Origin of the sequence: Nostoc sp. NMS2, assembly GCF_017115105.1 — a bacterium.
Classification (GTDB): Bacteria; Cyanobacteriota; Cyanobacteriia; order Cyanobacteriales; family Nostocaceae; genus Nostoc.
Window position 1 is genome coordinate 1 of the sequence record NZ_JABXKH010000075.1, and the last position, 19327, is coordinate 19327.

Below are 19327 nucleotides of genomic sequence, written 5' to 3' on the forward strand. Positions count from 1 at the left end.
GTTTCTGTTTTGGCTGCGGCTCTCCCAAACTCAGACCCTCTGCCATAATCCCTCTGTCAATAGGGTTTGAGACGCGCTAACCCTGCAAATTAGATATTTCATAGATAAGTTATCCGTTGTATTTAGCTGGATATAACTCGATTTACAGGAATTAACATTTTGCTAAAATTAAGTATCTATATAGTAATCCTATCTGATTTGTAAAAATTCTCGGTGTCTAGATCCCCGACTTCTTAAAGAAGTCGGGGATCTAACTTTTCACGAATGATTTAGGATTGCTATAATTATTTTTATGTTAATAGATGAATAACTTACAGCAATCTATTGTTGATGTAATTTATAGTTGCAACGCCGAATAATGATTGAATACACTAGGAAGTGTTACAGTTACACCCTCGTAAATATAACTCTGGTGAATGCCTGCATAACTATTTGGATGGACAGGATAGGTTTAAATACATATCTAATCCACATACACAAACCCACACGATAAGTGGATTTTATTATAATTATTTAAGATTTTTCTGGGTAAATCAATCTATATTGAGTAATCTAATATTTTCCCAACAAAACCCATGAACTTATACCGATTTTATTTTTTAAGAATTATTATTGAAACAAACAATTGAAAATCGGTGTGTGTCATCATGGCAACTAAAAAACAATTTAACAGCTTTGAAGAGATGCTGTCTGCTTCTGATGTACCTGTATTAGTAGATTTTTACGCTGACTGGTGTGGCCCATGTCAAATGATGGTGCCAATTTTAGAGCAAGTCAATCTCCAACTTAAAGATCGCCTACGGATTGTCAAAATTGACACAGAAAAATACACAGATTTGGCCACTGAGTACAAAATTGCCTCTCTCCCAACCTTAGTATTGTTTAAGCAGGGTCAAGCTGTGGATAGGATAGAGGGAGTGATGCAAGCACCGCAGTTGGTGCAATATTTGCAAACAAAGATTTAAGCTAAATCACGTCTATCTTGAAACCTGTAGTTCAACTCTAATGAATAAGGATTTGCCCTCATCCCCCAACCTATCCCCCATATCTGGGATTCGGGGAGCTAGAATTTCAAAGTCCCTCTCCCAGATATGGGAGAGGGATTTAGGGTGAGGGCGAAAACTACGGTTCTCAACTTAGATGAGGTTTAATACTTAGAATTTGGGTTTTGCTTCTTAGAGGCGCGAAATGTCGCGTCTTTTTCAGTAAATAGTGATTGAACTTCTAGCAGATAAAACATTAAGTAAATATTAAGCATATTTACTTATCCATCTAGAGAAAGTAGTTTAGAAATTGGGATAGCTATATTGTGTAGATATAACAAAATATCTTGACAGGAAAAGCAATATATGAATAACCAGAGGGAAAGACCTGACAAAGCCTATATTTGGGTGAACATTGATTTTGATAAGGTTAAACACAGAATAAATACCGTGACTTGCCAGATTGAGCAGGTTATACAAAAGCACCAACTTTCAAATCAAACTGGTAACTCAGGTAAAACAAACAATTAGATTATCCTCGACACTTCTTTTCAGGAGTGTTTTGTGAGGATAATCGCTTGCTACTTACGCTATTTGGCGGTATTGTTAAAACGTAAAAGTAGTCCGAAGTACACCTACAGTCGTAGTCTCATTGTTGCTGTTACCTTCTGGGTTAAACAGAATAAATGCACCAGGGGTAATGCTGATATTATCGCTAACTTGAAAGCGGTAATAGCCTTCTAAATGGTAAGGGGTTGCTCGATTGTCGCCTGTGGGGGTAAGTTGAGCAGAACCACCAGTATCACTACGGAAAAGCGGCTGACCAAAAATAATCCCCGCAGTGTTCCCTGACTTGAATAAATCTTTGAAGTGAACTCCCGCCATCCAACTTGTAAAGGTGGTGGAAGCATTCACGCTATTTGAAGCAGCATCAACAAATAGTGCTGCACCATAGCCAGATAAGGCTATCTTGGGAGACAATCGCCATGTTACTGTACCCCCAACAGAGTTGAGTTTGACTGGTGTCCCAGCCTCAACACCAGCTAAAGCACCAACATCACCACTAATTAATCCTGTACCTAAAATATTGATTTCATGATAACTATTGGCATAGTTTAGACCAATATCTAGGTCAGGACTGGGCTTGAAGGTTAACTGTGCAGCAACAACACTACTCCCACTAAATAAACCTCCTCCCAACGGTGTTGTAGAAACTCCTGGTAGTGCCTCATTAGGAGATTTTTGGGGTAAATTGGCATTGACACTACCGTATAAAGCTCGTAAATCCAAATTTGGAGAAATACTATAAATAAATCCCGCCGCCGATGCTAAACCAGTACCTGAAGTCCCACCAGAAATCCGTACTACAGGATTTAAGCCGGCAAAACGAGAAATTGACTCTTGTCCTTCACCATAAAAAGGCGTAATTGCTGGGAAAGCATCTGATGTTTCTGCCGCAGTTCCCGCAAATAAGGTTAATTTATTAGCGACTGGGAAGATATACAGCAATTTGTAAAGCTGAACACTGTTCGCGCCAACACTCGACAAAGTATTGACATTTAACCCCGGAAATTGCGGCTCAAAGCTGGTACGAGCGCTACTTGCACTTAAAAGCGGTGCAGCTAATCCTAAACCTTGTTGCAGGCTACCCTGTCCATCGGCTCCACCCAAAAAGTTATAAGCTTGCAATCCAGTAATTAATGAATCTTTACCAGTAAAGCTAGTGGTGAGATTTAACCGCACTCTATTCACTAGGATGATGTTGGGGTCACTGTCATTAGGAGCGCCACCGGTAGCACCAACACCAGCTATAATTACCTCTCCGTTAAGTTTAGTAGTCGTAGAAAACTGATTTGCTTCTAGTTCTGCTGTCCGAGCTTCTACAGCATCGACTCGACCCCGCAATGTTGACAATTCTGCCGCAAATTGTTCTTGTAGTTTCTGCAACGTGGCTAAATCTTCTTTCTTCACCAAATCACCAGTTGCAGTGGCAATCAGTTCGTTGATTCGGTCTAAACAAGCATTTAAGCCAGCAGCAAATTCATAGCGAGTCATCGCTCGATTACCGCGATAGGTTTGATTGGGATAACCTGCGATACAACCATAGCGCTCAACTAAAGATTGGAGTGCCTGAAAAGCCCAATCGGTCGGCTGTACATCAGACAATTGGGATACGGATGTTACTTGTGCAAGTTTGTCTGAGGGTAGAGATGAATTTGCAGATTGTGGTATGATTGGTTGCTTATATGTGACAGCAGAATCTACTCCTAAATTTTGATTTTTTTGCTGTTGATTGACTGAGGAGAAATTTTTTTGACTCTCATCAGCTATCAGCAATTTACTGGAGCTATTATTTGCTAAGTTGCTTTGATGAAAATCATTTTTTTGATAGCTGCCATCATTTTGATTAACAGCTACGTTTTTATCTGCAATTTCTAAATTAGGAAGGGCTTGCACAGGTGACAACCCGGCAATTAAACATAAAAATCCCATCCCACTAGCAGAAGCTAGTAGATATTTTGCCATGAGAACTCCCGATACATATAATATGGTAAAAATTAATTGCGATTTTGAAATTGATTGATAAGTAAATTTAAAGTAGATTTAGCAAGAGAATCTTGTTAACTTTAAATTTTGGATATCAGGTTTTTTCTGAAGTGACTTTCCAGAACATCAGCTTGTATCGCAAGTATTAAATTATAGTAAATACTATTTTGGGAAAGAATTAACAAATAATGATATTGATAATTTTTATAATTACTATTGGCAAAATAATAATTACATAATTATGATTTTATGATAAAGAATATAGGTATTGAGCCGAGATTCGAGGCTCAATACCTACCAAAGAATAATTTACTCAAAAAAATCAAGACACCGCGATCGCAGTTTATTGATTTGGGTGCAGGTAAGATCAGGAGGAAAACGGTGCAAATAAGTTCTCTTGCGGTTGTTAACCAGTTTCATCTAAGAGAAGCTTATAGCGATCGCATACAGAAAGTTTTTAAATTAGGAACGGATATTATCACACTTTAGCAAAATAAGCAACCCCTTACAGTAAGTAATATTTTTAACAAAACATTTGTAACTACCCTTGCAGTTTATTTACCCACCGCCTGCTATTCTTATAGTTACTTCGGTCTGTCATAGCAGATAGATTATCCTCAATAATGTTTTAATTTATTAGCGCTCATATACCATCCTGGTAATGTGGGTGCTTTTACTTTATGCTTGATAGCAGCAAAAAACCTAACCCCCTAACCTCCTTCCCGACGCGGGAAGGGGGAAATTCAAATTTTAGGAGAGAGAAATAGAAGAGAAGTTTTCCAAATACCCTAAGCTGATAGTGAAGCTTTAATTTGACCAAAACGGCGATCGCGTCTTTGGTAGCTCAACAAAGCCTGATAAAATGCTTCTCGATTAAAATCTGGCCAAAGAATATCGGTGAAATACATCTCTGTATACGCCATTTGCCACAAAAGAAAATTACTCAATCGCATCTCACCGCTAGTCCGAATCAGCAAATCTGGTTCTGGAGTATCTGCCGTGTAGAGGTGTTGTTCTACAAGACTTTCATTCACTTGTTCCACACTGAGTTCACCCTGTTCCACGAGTTGAGCTACTTGACGGCAAACTCTGGTAATTTCGTTGCGGCTACCATAATTGACTGCAACAGTAAAGTGGATTGCTTGATTGTTCAACGTCTCTGTCATTGAATGTTCCATTTCCATCTGTAGAGATTTGGGCAAAGCCGATAAATCTCCAATAAACGAAATTCGTACACCTTCCCGGTGCATTTGAGCCAACTCGCGGTGTAATAATCGCTCAAACAACAGCATCAGAAAATCTACTTCTTCAACAGGACGCTGCCAATTTTCTGTTGAGAAAGCGTAGGCTGTCAACGCTTTGATTCCCCAATCCTTGCAGCAACGCAATAGTTCCTTGAGCGTCCTTGCTCCTTGGCGATGTCCAGCAATGCGCGGTAATCCTAGACTGGTTGCCCATCGTCCGTTACCATCCATGATGACGGCGATATGTTGGGGTATTTTTTGGGGATTTAAATCGCTGGGTAATTTTGATTTGTCATTTGTCATTTGTCATTTGTCCTTTGTTATTACTGATGAGTAGTTTCAAATAAATTTTGTAAATACTTTGGTGTTAAGCTATTGTTCCAACTCCACAAGCGATGCATTGTATAGGTGAAGGTGAAGAGGAGAGTTGCTTTGTTAGTCAATGACCAAGAATTCCAGTTAAGGGTAGCCATCATGCGGCGGAGGGTACGCATCAGGTTGTTACGCTGATAGTTTTGCGATCGCGTTTTGATCAGCGTGCGTCCGATTCGCATCAACCCAGTATCAGGAAAAGTCCAGACTCCAAACCCCCAGAATTTGGTTGTATGGTTGATTTCATCCTGTGCTAGTTCCTCTAAAACATCCTGGAGTGCGCCAGTAGTGTGAGCCATCAACCAAATATAAAGACAGGTTGCACCGTATTCTGTGGCAATGCGGTGTAAGCCGTGGCGATATAAGTCTTCCTTGGCATCATTTGTGGGGAGATAGCTTCTAACAGTCCGAATTTTTGGGGTAATTTTCTCGCCTGTTAATTGGGTGTAGACTTTAATTAATGCTGGTGTGTGTTGACGTTCTTCTTTTTCCCACAAACCAAGTTCCACCAATTCGCCATCTTTACCGACTGTTCCACCAACAAACCGAGCCATTTGAGGATGCAATTTTTCTAAATACTGCCTACTGGTTTGGGTATAGCCGCGAATGGGAGCTTCTGTATCCATCGCACCTATCAAGATAGATAAAAATACCTCTGCGTCTAAGCCGATAATTTGATTGCGGTTAATCGTTTGCCAATCAATGGGTTTCCAGGGACGCGGTTGGGGATTAGCAAACTGTATCGGTAAATCTTGCAGGCGGTCATGTAGTTGTTCGACTGCAATATATTTGTCTATTAGGGAACGAATGCGGCGCTGTGTTTGCAAGTAATGAGGACTGGGATAGCTTTGACCTGCTAAGTCTTCTGTGATTGGGTTGAGGGTGTTAAGCATATTTTTATACTTAAATTTTGATCTCTATGCCCAATAGCCTAAGCGATCGCACTTCGTTTTGTCAGTCGGTAGAAGTCGGCAGTTTTATCTGATGGAGTTGAAAAAGTGTGGGAAAAGTCGGATCGCTGCCAATACGGTTCAGTTAAGGCTAAAACTCTTTGTCAAAGTCTTTTTTTTAACGAACCGCCAAGAACGCCAAGGACGCAGAGAGAAGAAAGAAATGCTTAACTCAACCGTTTGTTAGTATCCATTATTGTAAGTTTTTTTGAATTTATAAAAATCCTTTTGTAAGCAATTGACGGGGGTCTGATTTCACCATAAGTAATGATGGTGCTGAAGTGACCTAAACTTCCGGCGGCTATGAGGTACATCCTCAAAGCTGAAAGCTATGATAGGAAAGGGGTAAGAGGAAAATTGTATTGCATAATAGCCGGAAGCGCTGTAACAGCAATCCTTTCAAGAACTTGCTGCTGAATTTTGAATAAAGTTTGCAAAAGTCGGGAAAAAAGTCGGATTTACAGAATCTTATCCGAAAACTTCAGCAACATAACTGTAGAGTGATTTATAGTTGTCCCTAAAATCTGAACTCTCCTTGTCGTTACACAATGGACGCTGAAGCAGCATTAGCATGGTTAGACGCCATAATTCCCCCTCAGACTGGGGAACGGTTGAGCGATTTGCAAAAAGTGATTCTTGTGCAAGTTTGGTTGGGTAGAAAATACTTGGATATCGCTCATTCTTACGGTTGTACGGAAGGACACGCCAAGGATGCTGGTTCTCAGTTATGGAAGCTGCTTTCTAAAGTGTTGCGAGAAAAGATTACCAAAAGTAATTGTCGCGCTACTTTGGAACGGGTTTTGAGAAAAACTACTGCGATATCATCCAGTCTGATTGATTACTCGCGATCGCCCCAACCTACCCCAAAATTAGAGGATACCAATTTTATTGGACGAACAGAAGCGATCGCTCACTTAAATACTTTGGTAAATCAAGGCTCGAAAGTGATTGTCATCCAAGGTGAAGGCGGTTTAGGCAAAACCACTCTAGCGCAGCAATATCTGCATCAGGGGTTTGACTTGGTTTTGGAACTGCTGATGGCGAAGGAAACGCAAAATATCACCCCAGCAGAACGAGTAGTAGAAGAATGGCTCAAACAAGATTTCGATCGAGAACCTGGGGTAGAATTTGGGGTTACATTGGGAAGACTCAAGCGCCAACTCCACAATCGGCGAATTGGGGTGTTAATTGACAATCTAGAACCTGCATTAGATCAACAAGGAGGGTTGATTGCTTCTCACCGCAACTATGTAGAACTATTGCGGGTGTTGGCTGATGCGAGAGTCCAATCTGTTACTTTGATTACTAGTCGCGATCGCCTTTGTGAACCTGGGCTGAATGTAAATCACTATCGGCTTCCTGGTTTGGATCAAAGCGCATGGCAAAAGTTTTTTAGCAAGCGGGGATTAACTATCAACTCGTCAAGCTTGCAAATCATGCATCGCACTTATGGCGGTAATGCTAAAGCAATGGGAATTCTCTGTGGTTCAATTCAGGAGGATTTCGACGGTGATATGGTTCTTTATTGGCAAGAAAATCATGCCGATCCGTTAGCAGCAACAGACTTAAAAAATTTAGCGGTAAGTCAAATCAATCGTCTGCAAGCCCTCGATCCCCAAGCATATCGCCTGCTTTGCCGTTTGGGATGTTATCGTTACCAAGATATACCCACCATCCCATCACAAGGGTTGTTTTGTTTACTGTGGGATGTCCCACCTGACCAACATCGCCAAATCATCGCTTCCTTGAGAAATCGGTCTTTGGTGGAGTGTGATAAAGGTGAATATTGGCTGCATCCGGTGATTCGGAAAGAAGCGATCGCACGTTTACGCCCCAGCGATGAATGGGAAATTGCCAACCATAAAGCCGCAGAATTTTGGACAGCTAGTATTAAACAAATTGAAACCTTTAAAGATGCTTTGCAAGCTCTAGAAGCATATTATCATTATATAGAAATTCAGGAGTTTGAGTTAGCGGGTAAGGTAATTTTAAAAAGCAGAAATAATCAATGGCAGCAATTTTTGCCTCTTGGTAGTACTTTATATCGCATGGGTTTAATTCAACCCATACTTGCGGCAATTAATCAAGTTGTTAATAACATTGAAAATGACCAAAATCTCAGCGAACTCTATAATATCCTGGGCGATTTATATTGGATAACAGGTAAAATTAGTCAAGCGATCGCCTGTCAGGAAAAGACTATTACTCTGGCAACCCAAGCACTCAAATCACTTGTACCTCAGCCAGAAAATAAACATCCAGTTTACTATCTGAGGATGCTAGAGGTAGATTCTTTATTAAGTATTGGTCTTTACAAAATAGATTTATGGGAACTAGAAGCAGCCACGAATTTATTTAAACAAGTAATTTATCTGGCTCAAAATACCGAGCATCATCGCTGGGCAGAGAAAGCATCAGTTTGTTTAGCTTTGGTGTATTCTTATTTAGGTTTGCGTGATGCCTCCTTTGCATTGGCAGATGTAGCTTATCAGAATATTACGAACGAAAAACTGGTAGAACAGACTGGGAGATTTGTCTATTTCATGCAAATTTTGGGTCAAACCTACGTCAATTTAGGAGAGTTTTATCAAGCAAATCAAATATTACACCAAGCTTTAACCTTTGCTGAAGAAAGCCATTATATGCAGGTGAAAGCAAAAACACTCAATGGTTTAGCAGAAATCCATCGACAACAAGCAGATTTTGAAATAGCCCTGGCTTATCATAGAGAAGCAATCGAACTGTTGGATAAAATAGGTGCTAAGTGTGATTTAGCTGAAGCTTATTTTCAATTAGGTTTAACTTATCAAAAGATAGCAAAACCTGATGAAAGTAAATTTAATTTTAATCAAGGAATTCAGCTATTTACTGAAATAAAAGCTCCGAAGCAAGTTGAAAAAATTCTAACTAGTTAGAGAGTAAAGCGATGCTGCAACATCTGATAACTCAACAACATTATTTCGCATTAAAGCTTTTCTCGGCACTAGGCTGCGGGCTGATAGCCGGAGTCTTCTTCGCCTTCTCGACCTTCGTGATGAACGCCCTTGCTCGGCTGAAACCGCCGCAAGGCATTGCCGCTATGCAATCCATCAATATCACGGTAATCAATCCATTTTTTATGGCAGCGTTTTTGGGAACGGCTGCGGCTTGTATCTTTCTTTTAATCTCCTCGTTATTAAAGTGGCATCAACCCGGTGCCGCCTACTTGCTCCTCGGCAGCTTGCTCTACCTCGTTGGTACATTAGGCGTGACAATAGTTTTCAATGTGCCGCTCAACGAAGCCCTGGCGAAAGTCGAGCCGGATAGCGCTGAAGGTGCGAGTCTATGGTCTAGCTACCTGACCAACTGGATAATCTGGAATCACATTCGGACGGTAGCGGCGCTAGCAGCAGCCACATCGCTCACCACCGCGCTTTGTTTGGGTTCAAGAATCGTAGGGGGACTCGATAATACGGTTAGGTAACTCCGCTACCAATGGGTAGTTTTTTATTACCAAGTAAGTCGGCGAGATTGAAGAAGGCAGAAGGCAGAAGGTTTTACCTCAGTTGGGAATTCAGACCCCTCCTGAATAAGAGCCACCAAATTTTTAATTTTGTGGGGGTCTTAAACCCTTGTTCCCTAAGGTCACGGGCTTCTTGACAAGAGCCAGAATTTCCTTCTGCCAACTGAGCCTCCTTGCCCTCTGCCTTTCTTGATAAATTATACAGTTTGTCTAATTACGATCGCTATGGACTTAAGTGGAAATTATTCTGTAATGCGATCGCTTATCTCACTTTTAGCTATACTAATACGAAAAAAATCGCTAAATTCTAAGCGATTGTGACACGAAGTCCATCTGATTATCGATAATAAAAGTAACCCTTCAGCAATTTCCCATTGTACTCTATTAGTAAATCGTAACAATATTTTTAACTATGACTACACAAACACTAGCTCCACCAGAAGTTTATCAAGGTCAGTTTGGGGAATTTACAATTACTCAGAGCGATCGTACTGGCGTAATTATTTACCGCGCTGGCTTAATGGTAGCAGCAGTCAGCTTTGCTATAGGCAGCGCTTTGATTTTGTTCAACAATAACCCGACTGTTGTAACTGCACTTACACCTTTATATACTTGTTTTAGTCTCGCTCTTGGTGTAAGTTTATTTACCATTCATATCTACATGGCATCACTGCATCGAATGTTGCAAATTTTTTGGGCGATCGGTAGTATAACATCAGTTATTCTGGCAATCTCTAGTACAGAACCTTTAGCTCTGACTATTTACAATCAGCCTCTTACCTTATTTGGAGTTGGTTTTATCTTCGTTGCTTTGACAGGGATTTATTTTAAAGAGGCTTTTTGCTTCAATCGCTTAGAAACCAAAGTATTAACCCTAATAGTGCCGCTACTGTTGTTAGGACATTTGGTGAGAATTTTACCAACTCAGGGGGAAAGTGTTTTATTAGGAATTTGGGCAACGTTGTTTTTGGTGTTTGCCTTGCGAAAGACAGTGCAAGCAATTCCTGCTGATATTGGAGATAAATCTGTATTTACTTACTTGAAACAACGTGTAGCTAAAACTTAATGCAGGCAAAAAACCGTCGGCGTAAAAATTTTCCAAAAATCAAACTAATAAAACGCCAAGACATGTGGACACTTACGGCTCAGGGGTGGGCGATTGCGATCGCTTTGATTGCTTATTTAATATTTTTCGCTATTACTCATGTACACTCATTTCTCGCCGTGACTTCCCCGATCAAATCAGCAGAAGTATTAGTTGTTGAAGGATGGCTACCAGATTATGCCATACAACAAGCTTTAACTGAATTTAAAAACGGTTCTTATAATCTAGTAATTACTACAGGAGGATCAATAGAAAAAGGAAATTATCTGAGCGAATACAAAAGCTTTGCACAAGTATCAGCCGCCACCTTCGAGAAACTCGGTTTAGAATCAGAGAAGGTGGTAGCTGTTCCGACACCAACAGTAATAAAGGATCGTAGTTATGCATCTGCTGCTGAATTTAATCGCTGGCTATCCGATTCCAATTTAAAACTACAATCAATTAATGTTTTTTCTTTGGATGTTCACACCCGTAGGAGTTGGTTGCTATTCAAAAAAATACTCACACCTCAAGTCCAAGTTGGGGCGATCGCAGCCAAAACACATGATTACGATCCAAACAAATGGTGGGTTTCTAGTCAAGGTGTGCGGACAATTCTTGATGAAGGCATCGCTTATATTTATGCGCGGTTTTTGAGTTGGAAAGCCTAAAGGTGATAATTTGTAATTCGTAATTCGTAATTCGTAATTCGTAATTTTGATTTACGAATCACGAATTATGTTAAACGTAATTTTATTGGGGTGCAGTACTTTTACTATGGACAATTAGACAGACATCATATTACTTTTCTAGGATTTGTAATAATGCTTGTCGATAAATTTTTAAACCCCCAGCATTGAGAAAGTGATAATTTGTAATTCGTAATTCGTAATTCGTAATTCGTAATTTTGATTTACGAATCACGAATTATGTTAAACGTAATTTTATTGGAGTGTAGTACTTTTACTATGGGCAATTAGAAAGACATAATATAGCGGTTCTCAGTTGAGTGCAATACAGACCTAACCCCCAGCCCCTTCCCTACAAGGGAAGGGGAGTAAGATTCAAAGCCTCTCTCCTTTTAGGAGAGAGGAATGGAAGTGAGGTCAAACTGTATTGCATCCAAGCGAGAACCGCTATATTACTTTTCTAGGATTTGTAATAATGCTTGTCGATAAATTTTTAAACCCTCAGTATTGAGATGGTCGCCATCGCTCGTTAAATTCTTTTTAAGAACATTATTCTCATACAATGGTGCTAGTCCTGCTGCTGCAACTGGTACTTTTTCTGTTTCAGCGACTTGATTAATCAGAACATTAATTTGTTCAACTCTAGGAAGTGGGGCTGATACAGTTGGATCTAAGCTTGCTGCAACTGTTGAATAAAAAGCCGGAATCAGAAAAATCTTTTTATTTCCCATTGTTCTGACAAGTGCGATCGCCTCTTGCAGATTTTTGCTAAACAACTCATCACTAATTCCATACCAAGCATCATTTCCACCTACGGCAATAATAGCTTTTTCGCATTTAACTTTAGTAGGAATTAAACTTTTCAATTGTTCTAGTAATGAGATTGTGCTTAGGCCATTTAACCCAAAATTAAAAGTGCCACTCCCAAGGGTATTACCAAGTCCAGCCGAAATAGAATCGCCAAATAAGCAACCTGAAAACTGTTTATCTTGGGCGGCGAGTATTTGATATTGCAATGCAATTTTCCCTAAAGGTGAAGAACTTACATTGTCTTTTGGTGGTGCATCAGCAGAACTAGAAGAAGAATTTGCCAGTCCAACTAACTTAGAAATTTTTGACACATCAACAACTAGTTCATTACTGGGATATGCTTCTAGAAAGCTGATTAATCCTAGACCTTCTGGTGATTTTGCTCCGATGATAATTGCAGATCGTAGGGCTTGTGTACCTGCTTGATCGCGACGAGCGATCGCACCAGAAGCAAAAGATAAAATTTGCTTGCCCATTCCTGAATTTATCAACTTATCTAAAGCCACAATATCAAGAGGCATTTTCACCTGAAGAGCATCTTGGAACTTCTGTTTTTCCTTAGCGTTGAGGTAATCTAAGAAAGATTGTAGATCGCTAGAAGCCTTTTGTGTCTCGCCATAGTTGCGTATATCTGCCACCGGAATTGATTGCTCAAACAACCCGTATCTGACAGTAACTTTCTCGGCCGCCAAACTAGGCAACAAACCAAGACCACTATGCACCAGTAAAAATATTAAGCACCCAGATAGGCTTATTAGAAAACTATAGAAATATTTCATCACAGAAGATAAGAAGATAGATAGTCAATAGTTAATAGTCAAGAGTCAAGAGACAAAAGTCAAGGGGCATTGGGAAAGAAGAAGCAGAAGTTCTTTGTAGAGACGGCGATTCATCGCGTCTCTTGCCTGTAGATTCATCGCGTCTCTTGCGTGTAGATTCATCGCGTCTCTTGCGTGTAGATTCATCGCGTCTCTTGCCTGTAGATTCATCGCGTCTCTTGCGTGTAGATTCATCGCGTCTCTTGCGTGTAGATTCATCGCGTCTCTTGCCTGTAGATTCATCGCGTCTCTTGCCTTAACCGAAGAGTATTGCCCCATCTCCCCCTCCACATCAACAACCAACCCCTATTTGGGAATACTCAATCCAGTAGGCGTGAGGACGAAACCGTGGTGGAAGAAGGCGCATATTGGATAGCTTGGGCGCAAATTTCGGGAATTGGGCCGGTATTATTGCGACGGCTGCAACAGCATTTTGGCACGTTGGCAACAGCTTGGAACGCTACCAAGGTAGAGTTAGGAGAAGTAGAGGGTTTTGGTTTTCAGACCCTAGAAAAAGTCGTACAACAGCGATCGCGTTTGCACCCAGAACAACTATTCACCAAGCATCAGCAAGAAAATTCCCATTTCTGGACACCAGCAGATACAGATTATCCCCGCTTACTGCTAGAAACTCCCAGTCCACCGCCGATTTTGTACTATCGTGGTGAAGTCGAACTCCAAGAAAATCTCGGACAAAAACCGATGGTTGGTATTGTCGGCACACGCCAACCCTCAGAATATGGCATCCGTTGGACTCGCCAAATTAGTACAGCTTTGGCTAAAAATGGCTTTACAGTTGTTTCTGGGATGGCAGAGGGAATTGACACAGAAAGCCACATCGCCGCCATGAAAGCAGGTGGACGCACGATCGCAGTTTTAGGAACTGGTGTAGATGTTATCTATCCACATAAAAATCGAGATTTATACAAGCAAATTTTGACAGCTGGGTTAGTCGTCAGTGAGTACCCCACAAAAACCCCACCCGATCGCACCCACTTTCCCCGCCGCAACCGGATTATTGCAGGTTTAAGCCGCGCTATCTTGGTAATGGAAGCGCCTTTAAAATCTGGTGCGTTAATTACAGCTACCTACGCAAATGAATTTGGCAGAGATGTCTATGCCTTACCTGGAAGAGTGGACGATCATCCATCTCAAGGGTGCTTAAAGTTACTGAGTCAGGGAGCTTCTTTCATTCTCAAGGAATTGGATGAACTCTTAACAATGCTGGGAGCAATACCACAAATTGATGGAATTGAGGCTTCTACAGCACCAGAGCAGTTAAGTTTACCAACTTTATCACCAGAATTGCAAAGGGTAATGGATGCGTTTACAAGTGATGCTTTACCCTTTGATTTTATTGTCCAACAAACCGGCATAGCTGCTGGCTCAGTTTCCGGCGCTTTGTTACAGTTGGAACTTATGGGTTTTGTTTCGCAATTACCAGGAATGCGGTATCAAAAAAGTTAAGAGTTAAAAGACAACAACTTTAGTTTAGGGACTTCCAACAAATAAATTACCCAATTTATTTAGATAATATTTTTCTTTTCCTCCTGCTTTTCTGCCTACGCAACGATTGATTATTTTTTTATCTACACCTGAACGTTATGTGGAAAAGTCTACCAAAAACCTAACCCCCTAACCCCCTTCCCGACGCGGGAAGGGGGAAAATTCAAAGTCTCTCTCCTTTTAGGAGAGAGATTTAGAGAGAGGTTTTCCAGATACCGTGAAAAGTCATATCTACACTCCTTGTTCTTCTACTGTCTTGCTTTTGCGCTTGCTTGTTCGTTGGCTTTTTTGTTTGCCATTGTTTAATTTTTCTCGTTCTGCTCGAATTCGTTCTAGTAATACTGATGCAGGTTCATCATCGGGATCTTGGGGGACGAGTTCACCCCGGAAGGCTTTGGCGAGGATTGATTGGTTGAGTTGATCTAAGTTAGCTTTGGCTTTTTGATATTGCTGTTCTATTTCTTCGGTGATTTTGAATAGGCTTTTGACTCGGTTAACGATTTCTTGTTGTTCGGCAATTAGCGGAAACTGCAAAGGAAGAGCTAAAAACTTCTCTTGAGTAAGATTAACACCACTGTCGGATATGCCAGTTTTTAGTTCATCAATCAAAGAAATAGCCGAAGGGGAATTTAGGAAATATGCAAGATAGAGCGGTAGGACATACGATTCTTTAGCACGAAACCTGTAAACTTTATCGCAGATCATTAATTTTGGGCGAACTGAAGAAACTAAACAGGTAACTCCTGCCCTAGCTCTTGGCCCAGCACGTGTAATTAGTAAATCTCCTTTAAGAACTTCTAATTCAGGTCTCGGCTCTAGGTGTGATGGAAGCTGTTTATTCTCTCCTTCGATAAAACTAAGTGATTGAACAGCAGTTGTCTTAATTACCCCCCAAATATCATCGATTGGAGATGGAAAAATTTCACATTTAGGACTCCAACCTTGTTTTAAACCCTCAACCACATTGCCTAATTCTCCTTTTTTCCAAGTAGAAGGAAAATTAGAATCAAGAAATTCCTCGTTATCCTGTCTTCTCCAGTCGGCTGTTAAATCGCCTCGAAAGGCGGCAGCGAGGACGGATTGGCGAAAGCGATCGCACAATTGGGGTATCGTCTCTAGCGCTTCCTTGGCTCGTTGAGTGCGATCGTTTAATTCTTCAATCTTGGCAACAATCCGCTTTTGCTCGTTGAGTGGTGGGAGGGGATAAGAATATTCTTTTAAGATAGTTTGGCTAATATTTGGTTGTGCGCCACCTTTTCCAATCATTCTTAATTTTTCGCGACTATTTAATAAGTAATAGAAAAGGTATGGAATGAGAGCAGTTGTAATACCTTGGGATAGTAAAACGGCACATGCTTGGTTAGTTGCAGCAGGTTCCTGTAAAATTCCAAGTTTTCCAATAGTTGCTCCATACATTGCCACAATCAAGCTCCCGCTTGAGAAAAGCTTTGCTGAACTATTAGCTAGTCCCTCGTGAGTAATTTTTTCATCAATTTTTTTAATTAACCCATCAGGTAAATCACCTGTTTTGACCCAAGGAATTTCTCCATCATAATACTTAGAATTTTTTCTTGAAGGTGTCCCACCACTTGACCATTCACCTAGCTCACTAAGCTTTGTCCACACCCAACCTTCAGGCAATTCTATTAATTCATCACTCATGTAAACTACAAACTCTCTAACTTTTGTACAAACTCTTCTAAATTTAACTTCTTCCTCCGTGCCCTCTGTGTCTCTGCAGTTTATAAATCATTTATTTAACCACAGAGGCGCAGAGAACGCAGAGAAAAGAGGTTAAAGAGCAACTTATAATAACTCTTATTCTTTGCAAATTTGCGCCTTTGCGCGAGACAATATTCATAATCTAAATTCTCACCCAAATTTCTTATTGGGGTTCCTTAAAGCTTGCTATCTCAACTTTCTTGCTCCCAATCTTCAAGCTGCAACCCATTCACTCGACTAAATTCCCGTGTATTATGCGTCACTAATATCAAATTATTCGCTATTGCAATAGCCGCAATCTGTAAATCATAAGGGCCAATCGGCGTACCACTAGCAGCTAACTCAGCCCGAATAATCCCAAAAATCCTAGCAGATGTATCATCAAAAGGTAAAGACACAAAATTATTAAGAAACGCTTCCTGTAAAGCCAAAGTCCGTGCGCGATTATTACTACGTATCGCACCATAGAATAGTTCGGCTTTTACAACGGAACAAACAGCAACATCTTGCAAAGATAGCGTTGTCAATCGTCGCCGCACACCAGACACAGGACGATTTAGATAAACAATGCAAGCATTGGTATCTAATAAATAAATCACTCTAACGGCTCCCTTTCCTCATACTCACCTTGGGGATATCTTTGAATAGGGTCATCGGCTAAACAACCAGCTGTCTGCTCAAAAAAATCAGGTGGCCAGCCTAATTCTTCTGGTGTTTTTTGCTGTGTTGGCGTTTCTAATGGTTGATAAATAACCATTATTTCTAGTTCTTTATCAGTTATTCCCACAGGAATTTCTAAATGTAAAATACCATCTTTACCCACATGCAACCGAATTTTTATACTATTCATCATTTTTTTCTCCTAATAAAAAGTTACTCTTGCAGCTTCTAGGGCTTGGTTTTCATGTGTTCCTATTCTAAAGGCAGCAACCCCACAGAAGTACTTACCGCCTCCGCCGCCTCAATTCTCACCCAAATTTCTTGCTGGGGTTCCTTTTCTCCTTGTTCTGGTCGTTTTAGCGGTTCTCCTACCCAACCACCAATTACCTCTTCAAAAAAACCAGAGTTCCAGCCTTTACCTTCAGGAGTCGTAGGTTGAATTTTCTCTTTCTCTTGTAACTTGATTTTCAACTGAAGAAATTCGACAAAATCTAAAACTTCTTCCTGTTTGTCTTGTGGAAGAGAACGCCACTTTGTTAATAACTCTTGTTCTGGACTCATTAAAATTCACCCACTATTATTACTAGTCAGTCAAACTCATTTTGACGGTTGGAGAGACGCGATAAATCGCCGTCTCTACAAAAAATCTATCTGTCAATTAATCCTTGATGCACTACTACTTACGCTTCTATTCTAAGAGGATGTTTGAAAAGTCCTCTGGTCAATAGCAAAACGTTTTAGATCCCCCTAAATCCACGCCACGTGCTTCAAGTCGGGAAACCCGCCCAACGCAGTGGCTCCCCTTAAAAAAGGGGGACTTTGATTCCGGTTCCCCCCTTTTTAAGGGGAGTTAGGGGGGATCTAGAAGTACCTAAAATTACAGCCGACCACTTTTCAAACATCTTCTAAGGTTGACAACCCCACGGAAGCACTGACAGCCTCCGCCGCTTCTTCACCTTCTAGCAATATCATCAAAGCTTCCATCTCCTTTGTGGCAATTCGCAGCTTTTCCATAATCTCTGCTGCAATTATCTCCGGCTCTGGTAAATTATCGCCCGATCGCAAGCTATCATCTCGCAGCCAGGAAATATCCAAATTTTCGTTACGCTTGGTAATCTGCTCTCGCGTGAAGCACCGGAAACGCCCATTTTCTCCCAAATCGACACGGGGACTATTGCCATTGGGTTCATCTCCATAGCACTGCTCAAACTCAGAGAAATGCCCACGAGTCAAGGGAATACGTTTACCAAAGCTGGGCATATTGGTACGCATATCGTAAATCCAAACTGCTTTGGTGTTGCCTTTCTCCGTTGTGCCACGCTGGAAAAATAATACATTTGTCTTGACACCTTGGGCGTAAAATATCCCAGTGGGCAATCTTAAAATGGTATGCAAATTACATTTAGCCATCAAGTCAGCCCGAATTGCTCGCCCTTGTCCATCTTCAAACAATACGTTATCTGGCAAAACTACGGCAGCCCGTCCCCCTGGTTTGAGGGTTCTATAGATATGTTGCAAAAACGCTAATTGCTTGTTTGAGGTGGGATAAGTGAAATCATCCCGCGAAGGTAGTCCACCTCCTTTTTTTGTCCCAAAGGGTGGATTAGTCAGAATTACATCGGCTTTTGCTAGTCGCTGTCCCTCTGCGGAAAGGCTATCACCTAAATCTACAGCCCCTTCAATTCCGTGTAACATCATATTCATCAACAGCAAACGGTGAGCATCCTGCACCAATTCCATGCCATAAAACGCCTGATGCTGCTGGAAAGATTGTTGCGCTTCTGTCCACTCGAAGGGATCGTGGTATTGTCGAATATAGCGATCGCTTGCTATCAAAAATCCGCCGGTTCCAGCCGCCGGATCTTGAATCAACTCTCCTGGTTGTGGCTTCAGTAAGGAAACCATGCAATCAATCAACGGTCTAGGTGTAAAATACTGTCCTGCACCAGATTTTTTCTCGTCGGCATTTTTCTGTAATAGTCCTTCATACAAATCGCCAAACTCGTCTCGATGTTCTGAAAACCAATCCAATTCATCAATACTGGTGACAAGCTTCTTAAGAATGCGGGGTTGCTTGAGGGAAGTTTGAGCATTAGCAAAAATCGCCTGTACTCGCAAAGATGAATTATCGGAACCCAACATAAGTAAGAGTTTTCTATAAGATGTTAGTTGCTCTACCCCATCTTGAGTAACCAAGTCGTCCCAGCGATAGCCTTGTAATAATTGCGCCTCCGCCCCTGTTTCCTGCGCCATTTTTAAGAATAGCAGATAGGTTAATTCTGTAACGTATTGCAGATAAGTAACGCCGTCATCTCGTAGGACGTGGCACAAATTCCAGAGTTTTTGAACAATATCGGTGGTAGCGGTCATAATTTGTAATTCGTAATTCGTAATTCGTAATACTTCGACTTCGCTCAGTACAAGTTCGTAATTCGTAATT

Annotated in this window: 17 protein-coding genes; 7 read left to right on the top strand and 10 right to left on the bottom strand. The window is 40.9% G+C overall.

What is annotated here, in order from left to right; all coding sequences use genetic code 11:
- The first annotated feature begins 647 nt into the window (after positions 1-647).
- Entirely contained in the window at positions 648-965 is a 318-nt protein-coding gene (trxA, locus tag HWQ36_RS15050) for a thioredoxin (RefSeq protein WP_292704099.1), read from the top strand.
- 624 nt (positions 966-1589) lie between these two features.
- Here trxA and HWQ36_RS15055 read toward each other — a convergent pair.
- Positions 1590-3509 (bottom strand): iron uptake porin, encoded by a 1920-nt coding sequence (locus HWQ36_RS15055; protein ID WP_292704102.1) that lies wholly within the window; start codon positions 3507-3509, stop codon positions 1590-1592.
- 270 nt (positions 3510-3779) lie between these two features.
- On the opposite strand from HWQ36_RS15055, the gene HWQ36_RS15060 reads away from it, so the two are divergent.
- On the top strand, positions 3780-4019 hold the full coding sequence (locus tag HWQ36_RS15060; protein ID WP_292704105.1) for a hypothetical protein: 240 nt from the start codon (positions 3780-3782) through the stop codon (positions 4017-4019).
- 299 nt (positions 4020-4318) lie between these two features.
- On the opposite strand, the gene HWQ36_RS15065 is transcribed toward HWQ36_RS15060, so the two are convergent.
- Positions 4319-5077: an isoprenyl transferase gene (locus tag HWQ36_RS15065; protein WP_292704108.1), complete on the bottom strand. Its 759-nt coding sequence runs from the start codon at positions 5075-5077 to the stop codon at positions 4319-4321.
- A 20-nt stretch (positions 5078-5097) separates the two neighbouring features.
- Positions 5098-6039, bottom strand: a complete 942-nt coding sequence (locus HWQ36_RS15070) for a ferritin-like domain-containing protein (RefSeq protein ID WP_292704110.1) — start codon at positions 6037-6039, stop codon at positions 5098-5100.
- Positions 6040-6644: 605 nt separating this feature from the next.
- On the opposite strand from HWQ36_RS15070, the gene HWQ36_RS15075 reads away from it, so the two are divergent.
- The 4 genes from HWQ36_RS15075 to HWQ36_RS15090 all read left to right on the top strand — a co-directional run bounded on the left by HWQ36_RS15075 (position 6645) and on the right by HWQ36_RS15090 (position 11353).
- Entirely contained in the window at positions 6645-9011 is a 2367-nt protein-coding gene (locus HWQ36_RS15075) for a tetratricopeptide repeat protein (RefSeq protein ID WP_292704113.1), read from the top strand.
- Positions 9012-9022: 11 nt separating this feature from the next.
- Positions 9023-9559 carry an anthrone oxygenase family protein gene (locus HWQ36_RS15080; protein WP_292704115.1) on the top strand — a complete coding sequence of 179 codons (537 nt, stop codon included), beginning with the start codon at positions 9023-9025 and terminating at the stop codon, positions 9557-9559.
- A gap of 451 nt (positions 9560-10010) precedes the next feature.
- Positions 10011-10664 (top strand): DUF2301 domain-containing membrane protein, encoded by a 654-nt coding sequence (locus HWQ36_RS15085; RefSeq protein WP_292704117.1) that lies wholly within the window; start codon positions 10011-10013, stop codon positions 10662-10664.
- Positions 10664-11353: an ElyC/SanA/YdcF family protein gene (locus HWQ36_RS15090; protein WP_292704120.1), complete on the top strand. Its 690-nt coding sequence runs from the start codon at positions 10664-10666 to the stop codon at positions 11351-11353. Before HWQ36_RS15085 ends, HWQ36_RS15090 begins: the two co-directional genes overlap by 1 nt.
- 470 nt (positions 11354-11823) lie before the next feature.
- On the opposite strand, the gene HWQ36_RS15095 is transcribed toward HWQ36_RS15090, so the two are convergent.
- Both HWQ36_RS15095 and HWQ36_RS15100 read right to left on the bottom strand, forming a co-directional pair.
- The gene (locus HWQ36_RS15095; protein ID WP_292704123.1) at positions 11824-12903 is read right to left on the bottom strand and encodes an alpha/beta hydrolase; all 1080 of its coding nucleotides are present in this window, start codon (positions 12901-12903) and stop codon (positions 11824-11826) included.
- Between the two features lie 102 nt (positions 12904-13005).
- Positions 13006-13278, bottom strand: a complete 273-nt coding sequence (locus tag HWQ36_RS15100; RefSeq protein ID WP_292704125.1) for a hypothetical protein — start codon at positions 13276-13278, stop codon at positions 13006-13008.
- Positions 13279-13347: 69 nt separating this feature from the next.
- On the opposite strand from HWQ36_RS15100, the gene dprA reads away from it, so the two are divergent.
- Positions 13348-14466, top strand: coding sequence for a DNA-processing protein DprA (gene dprA / locus HWQ36_RS15105; protein WP_292704128.1), 1119 nt, complete (start codon positions 13348-13350; stop codon positions 14464-14466).
- Between the two features lie 270 nt (positions 14467-14736).
- Here dprA and HWQ36_RS15110 read toward each other — a convergent pair whose 3' ends face one another.
- The 5 genes from HWQ36_RS15110 to HWQ36_RS15130 form a co-directional block, all read right to left on the bottom strand.
- Positions 14737-16167: a restriction endonuclease subunit S gene (locus HWQ36_RS15110; protein WP_292704131.1), complete on the bottom strand. Its 1431-nt coding sequence runs from the start codon at positions 16165-16167 to the stop codon at positions 14737-14739.
- Between the two features lie 251 nt (positions 16168-16418).
- Entirely contained in the window at positions 16419-16826 is a 408-nt protein-coding gene (locus tag HWQ36_RS15115) for a type II toxin-antitoxin system VapC family toxin (protein ID WP_292704134.1), read from the bottom strand.
- Positions 16823-17080, bottom strand: coding sequence for a hypothetical protein (locus tag HWQ36_RS15120; protein ID WP_366829065.1), 258 nt, complete (start codon positions 17078-17080; stop codon positions 16823-16825). The genes HWQ36_RS15115 and HWQ36_RS15120 overlap by 4 nt, the downstream gene beginning before the upstream one ends.
- 59 nt (positions 17081-17139) lie before the next feature.
- Positions 17140-17448, bottom strand: a complete 309-nt coding sequence (locus HWQ36_RS15125) for a DUF2281 domain-containing protein (RefSeq protein ID WP_292704138.1) — start codon at positions 17446-17448, stop codon at positions 17140-17142.
- Positions 17449-17781: 333 nt separating this feature from the next.
- Complete coding sequence (locus HWQ36_RS15130) at positions 17782-19257, bottom strand: N-6 DNA methylase (protein WP_366829067.1); 1476 nt, start codon at positions 19255-19257, stop codon at positions 17782-17784.
- Positions 19258-19327 lie beyond the last annotated feature (70 nt).

Coding starts and splice junctions, on each gene's coding strand:
- trxA (WP_292704099.1), top strand. CDS start 648: ATGGCAACTAAAAAACAATTTAACAGCTTTGAAGAGATGCTGTCTGCT.
- HWQ36_RS15055 (WP_292704102.1), bottom strand. CDS start 3,509: ATGGCAAAATATCTACTAGCTTCTGCTAGTGGGATGGGATTTTTATGT.
- HWQ36_RS15060 (WP_292704105.1), top strand. CDS start 3,780: ATGATAAAGAATATAGGTATTGAGCCGAGATTCGAGGCTCAATACCTA.
- HWQ36_RS15065 (WP_292704108.1), bottom strand. CDS start 5,077: ATGACAAATGACAAATCAAAATTACCCAGCGATTTAAATCCCCAAAAA.
- HWQ36_RS15070 (WP_292704110.1), bottom strand. CDS start 6,039: ATGCTTAACACCCTCAACCCAATCACAGAAGACTTAGCAGGTCAAAGC.
- HWQ36_RS15075 (WP_292704113.1), top strand. CDS start 6,645: ATGGACGCTGAAGCAGCATTAGCATGGTTAGACGCCATAATTCCCCCT.
- HWQ36_RS15080 (WP_292704115.1), top strand. CDS start 9,023: ATGCTGCAACATCTGATAACTCAACAACATTATTTCGCATTAAAGCTT.
- HWQ36_RS15085 (WP_292704117.1), top strand. CDS start 10,011: ATGACTACACAAACACTAGCTCCACCAGAAGTTTATCAAGGTCAGTTT.
- HWQ36_RS15090 (WP_292704120.1), top strand. CDS start 10,664: ATGCAGGCAAAAAACCGTCGGCGTAAAAATTTTCCAAAAATCAAACTA.
- HWQ36_RS15100 (WP_292704125.1), bottom strand. CDS start 13,278: ATGGGGCAATACTCTTCGGTTAAGGCAAGAGACGCGATGAATCTACAG.
- HWQ36_RS15110 (WP_292704131.1), bottom strand. CDS start 16,167: ATGAGTGATGAATTAATAGAATTGCCTGAAGGTTGGGTGTGGACAAAG.
- HWQ36_RS15120 (WP_366829065.1), bottom strand. CDS start 17,080: ATGATGAATAGTATAAAAATTCGGTTGCATGTGGGTAAAGATGGTATT.
- HWQ36_RS15125 (WP_292704138.1), bottom strand. CDS start 17,448: ATGAGTCCAGAACAAGAGTTATTAACAAAGTGGCGTTCTCTTCCACAA.
- HWQ36_RS15130 (WP_366829067.1), bottom strand. CDS start 19,257: ATGACCGCTACCACCGATATTGTTCAAAAACTCTGGAATTTGTGCCAC.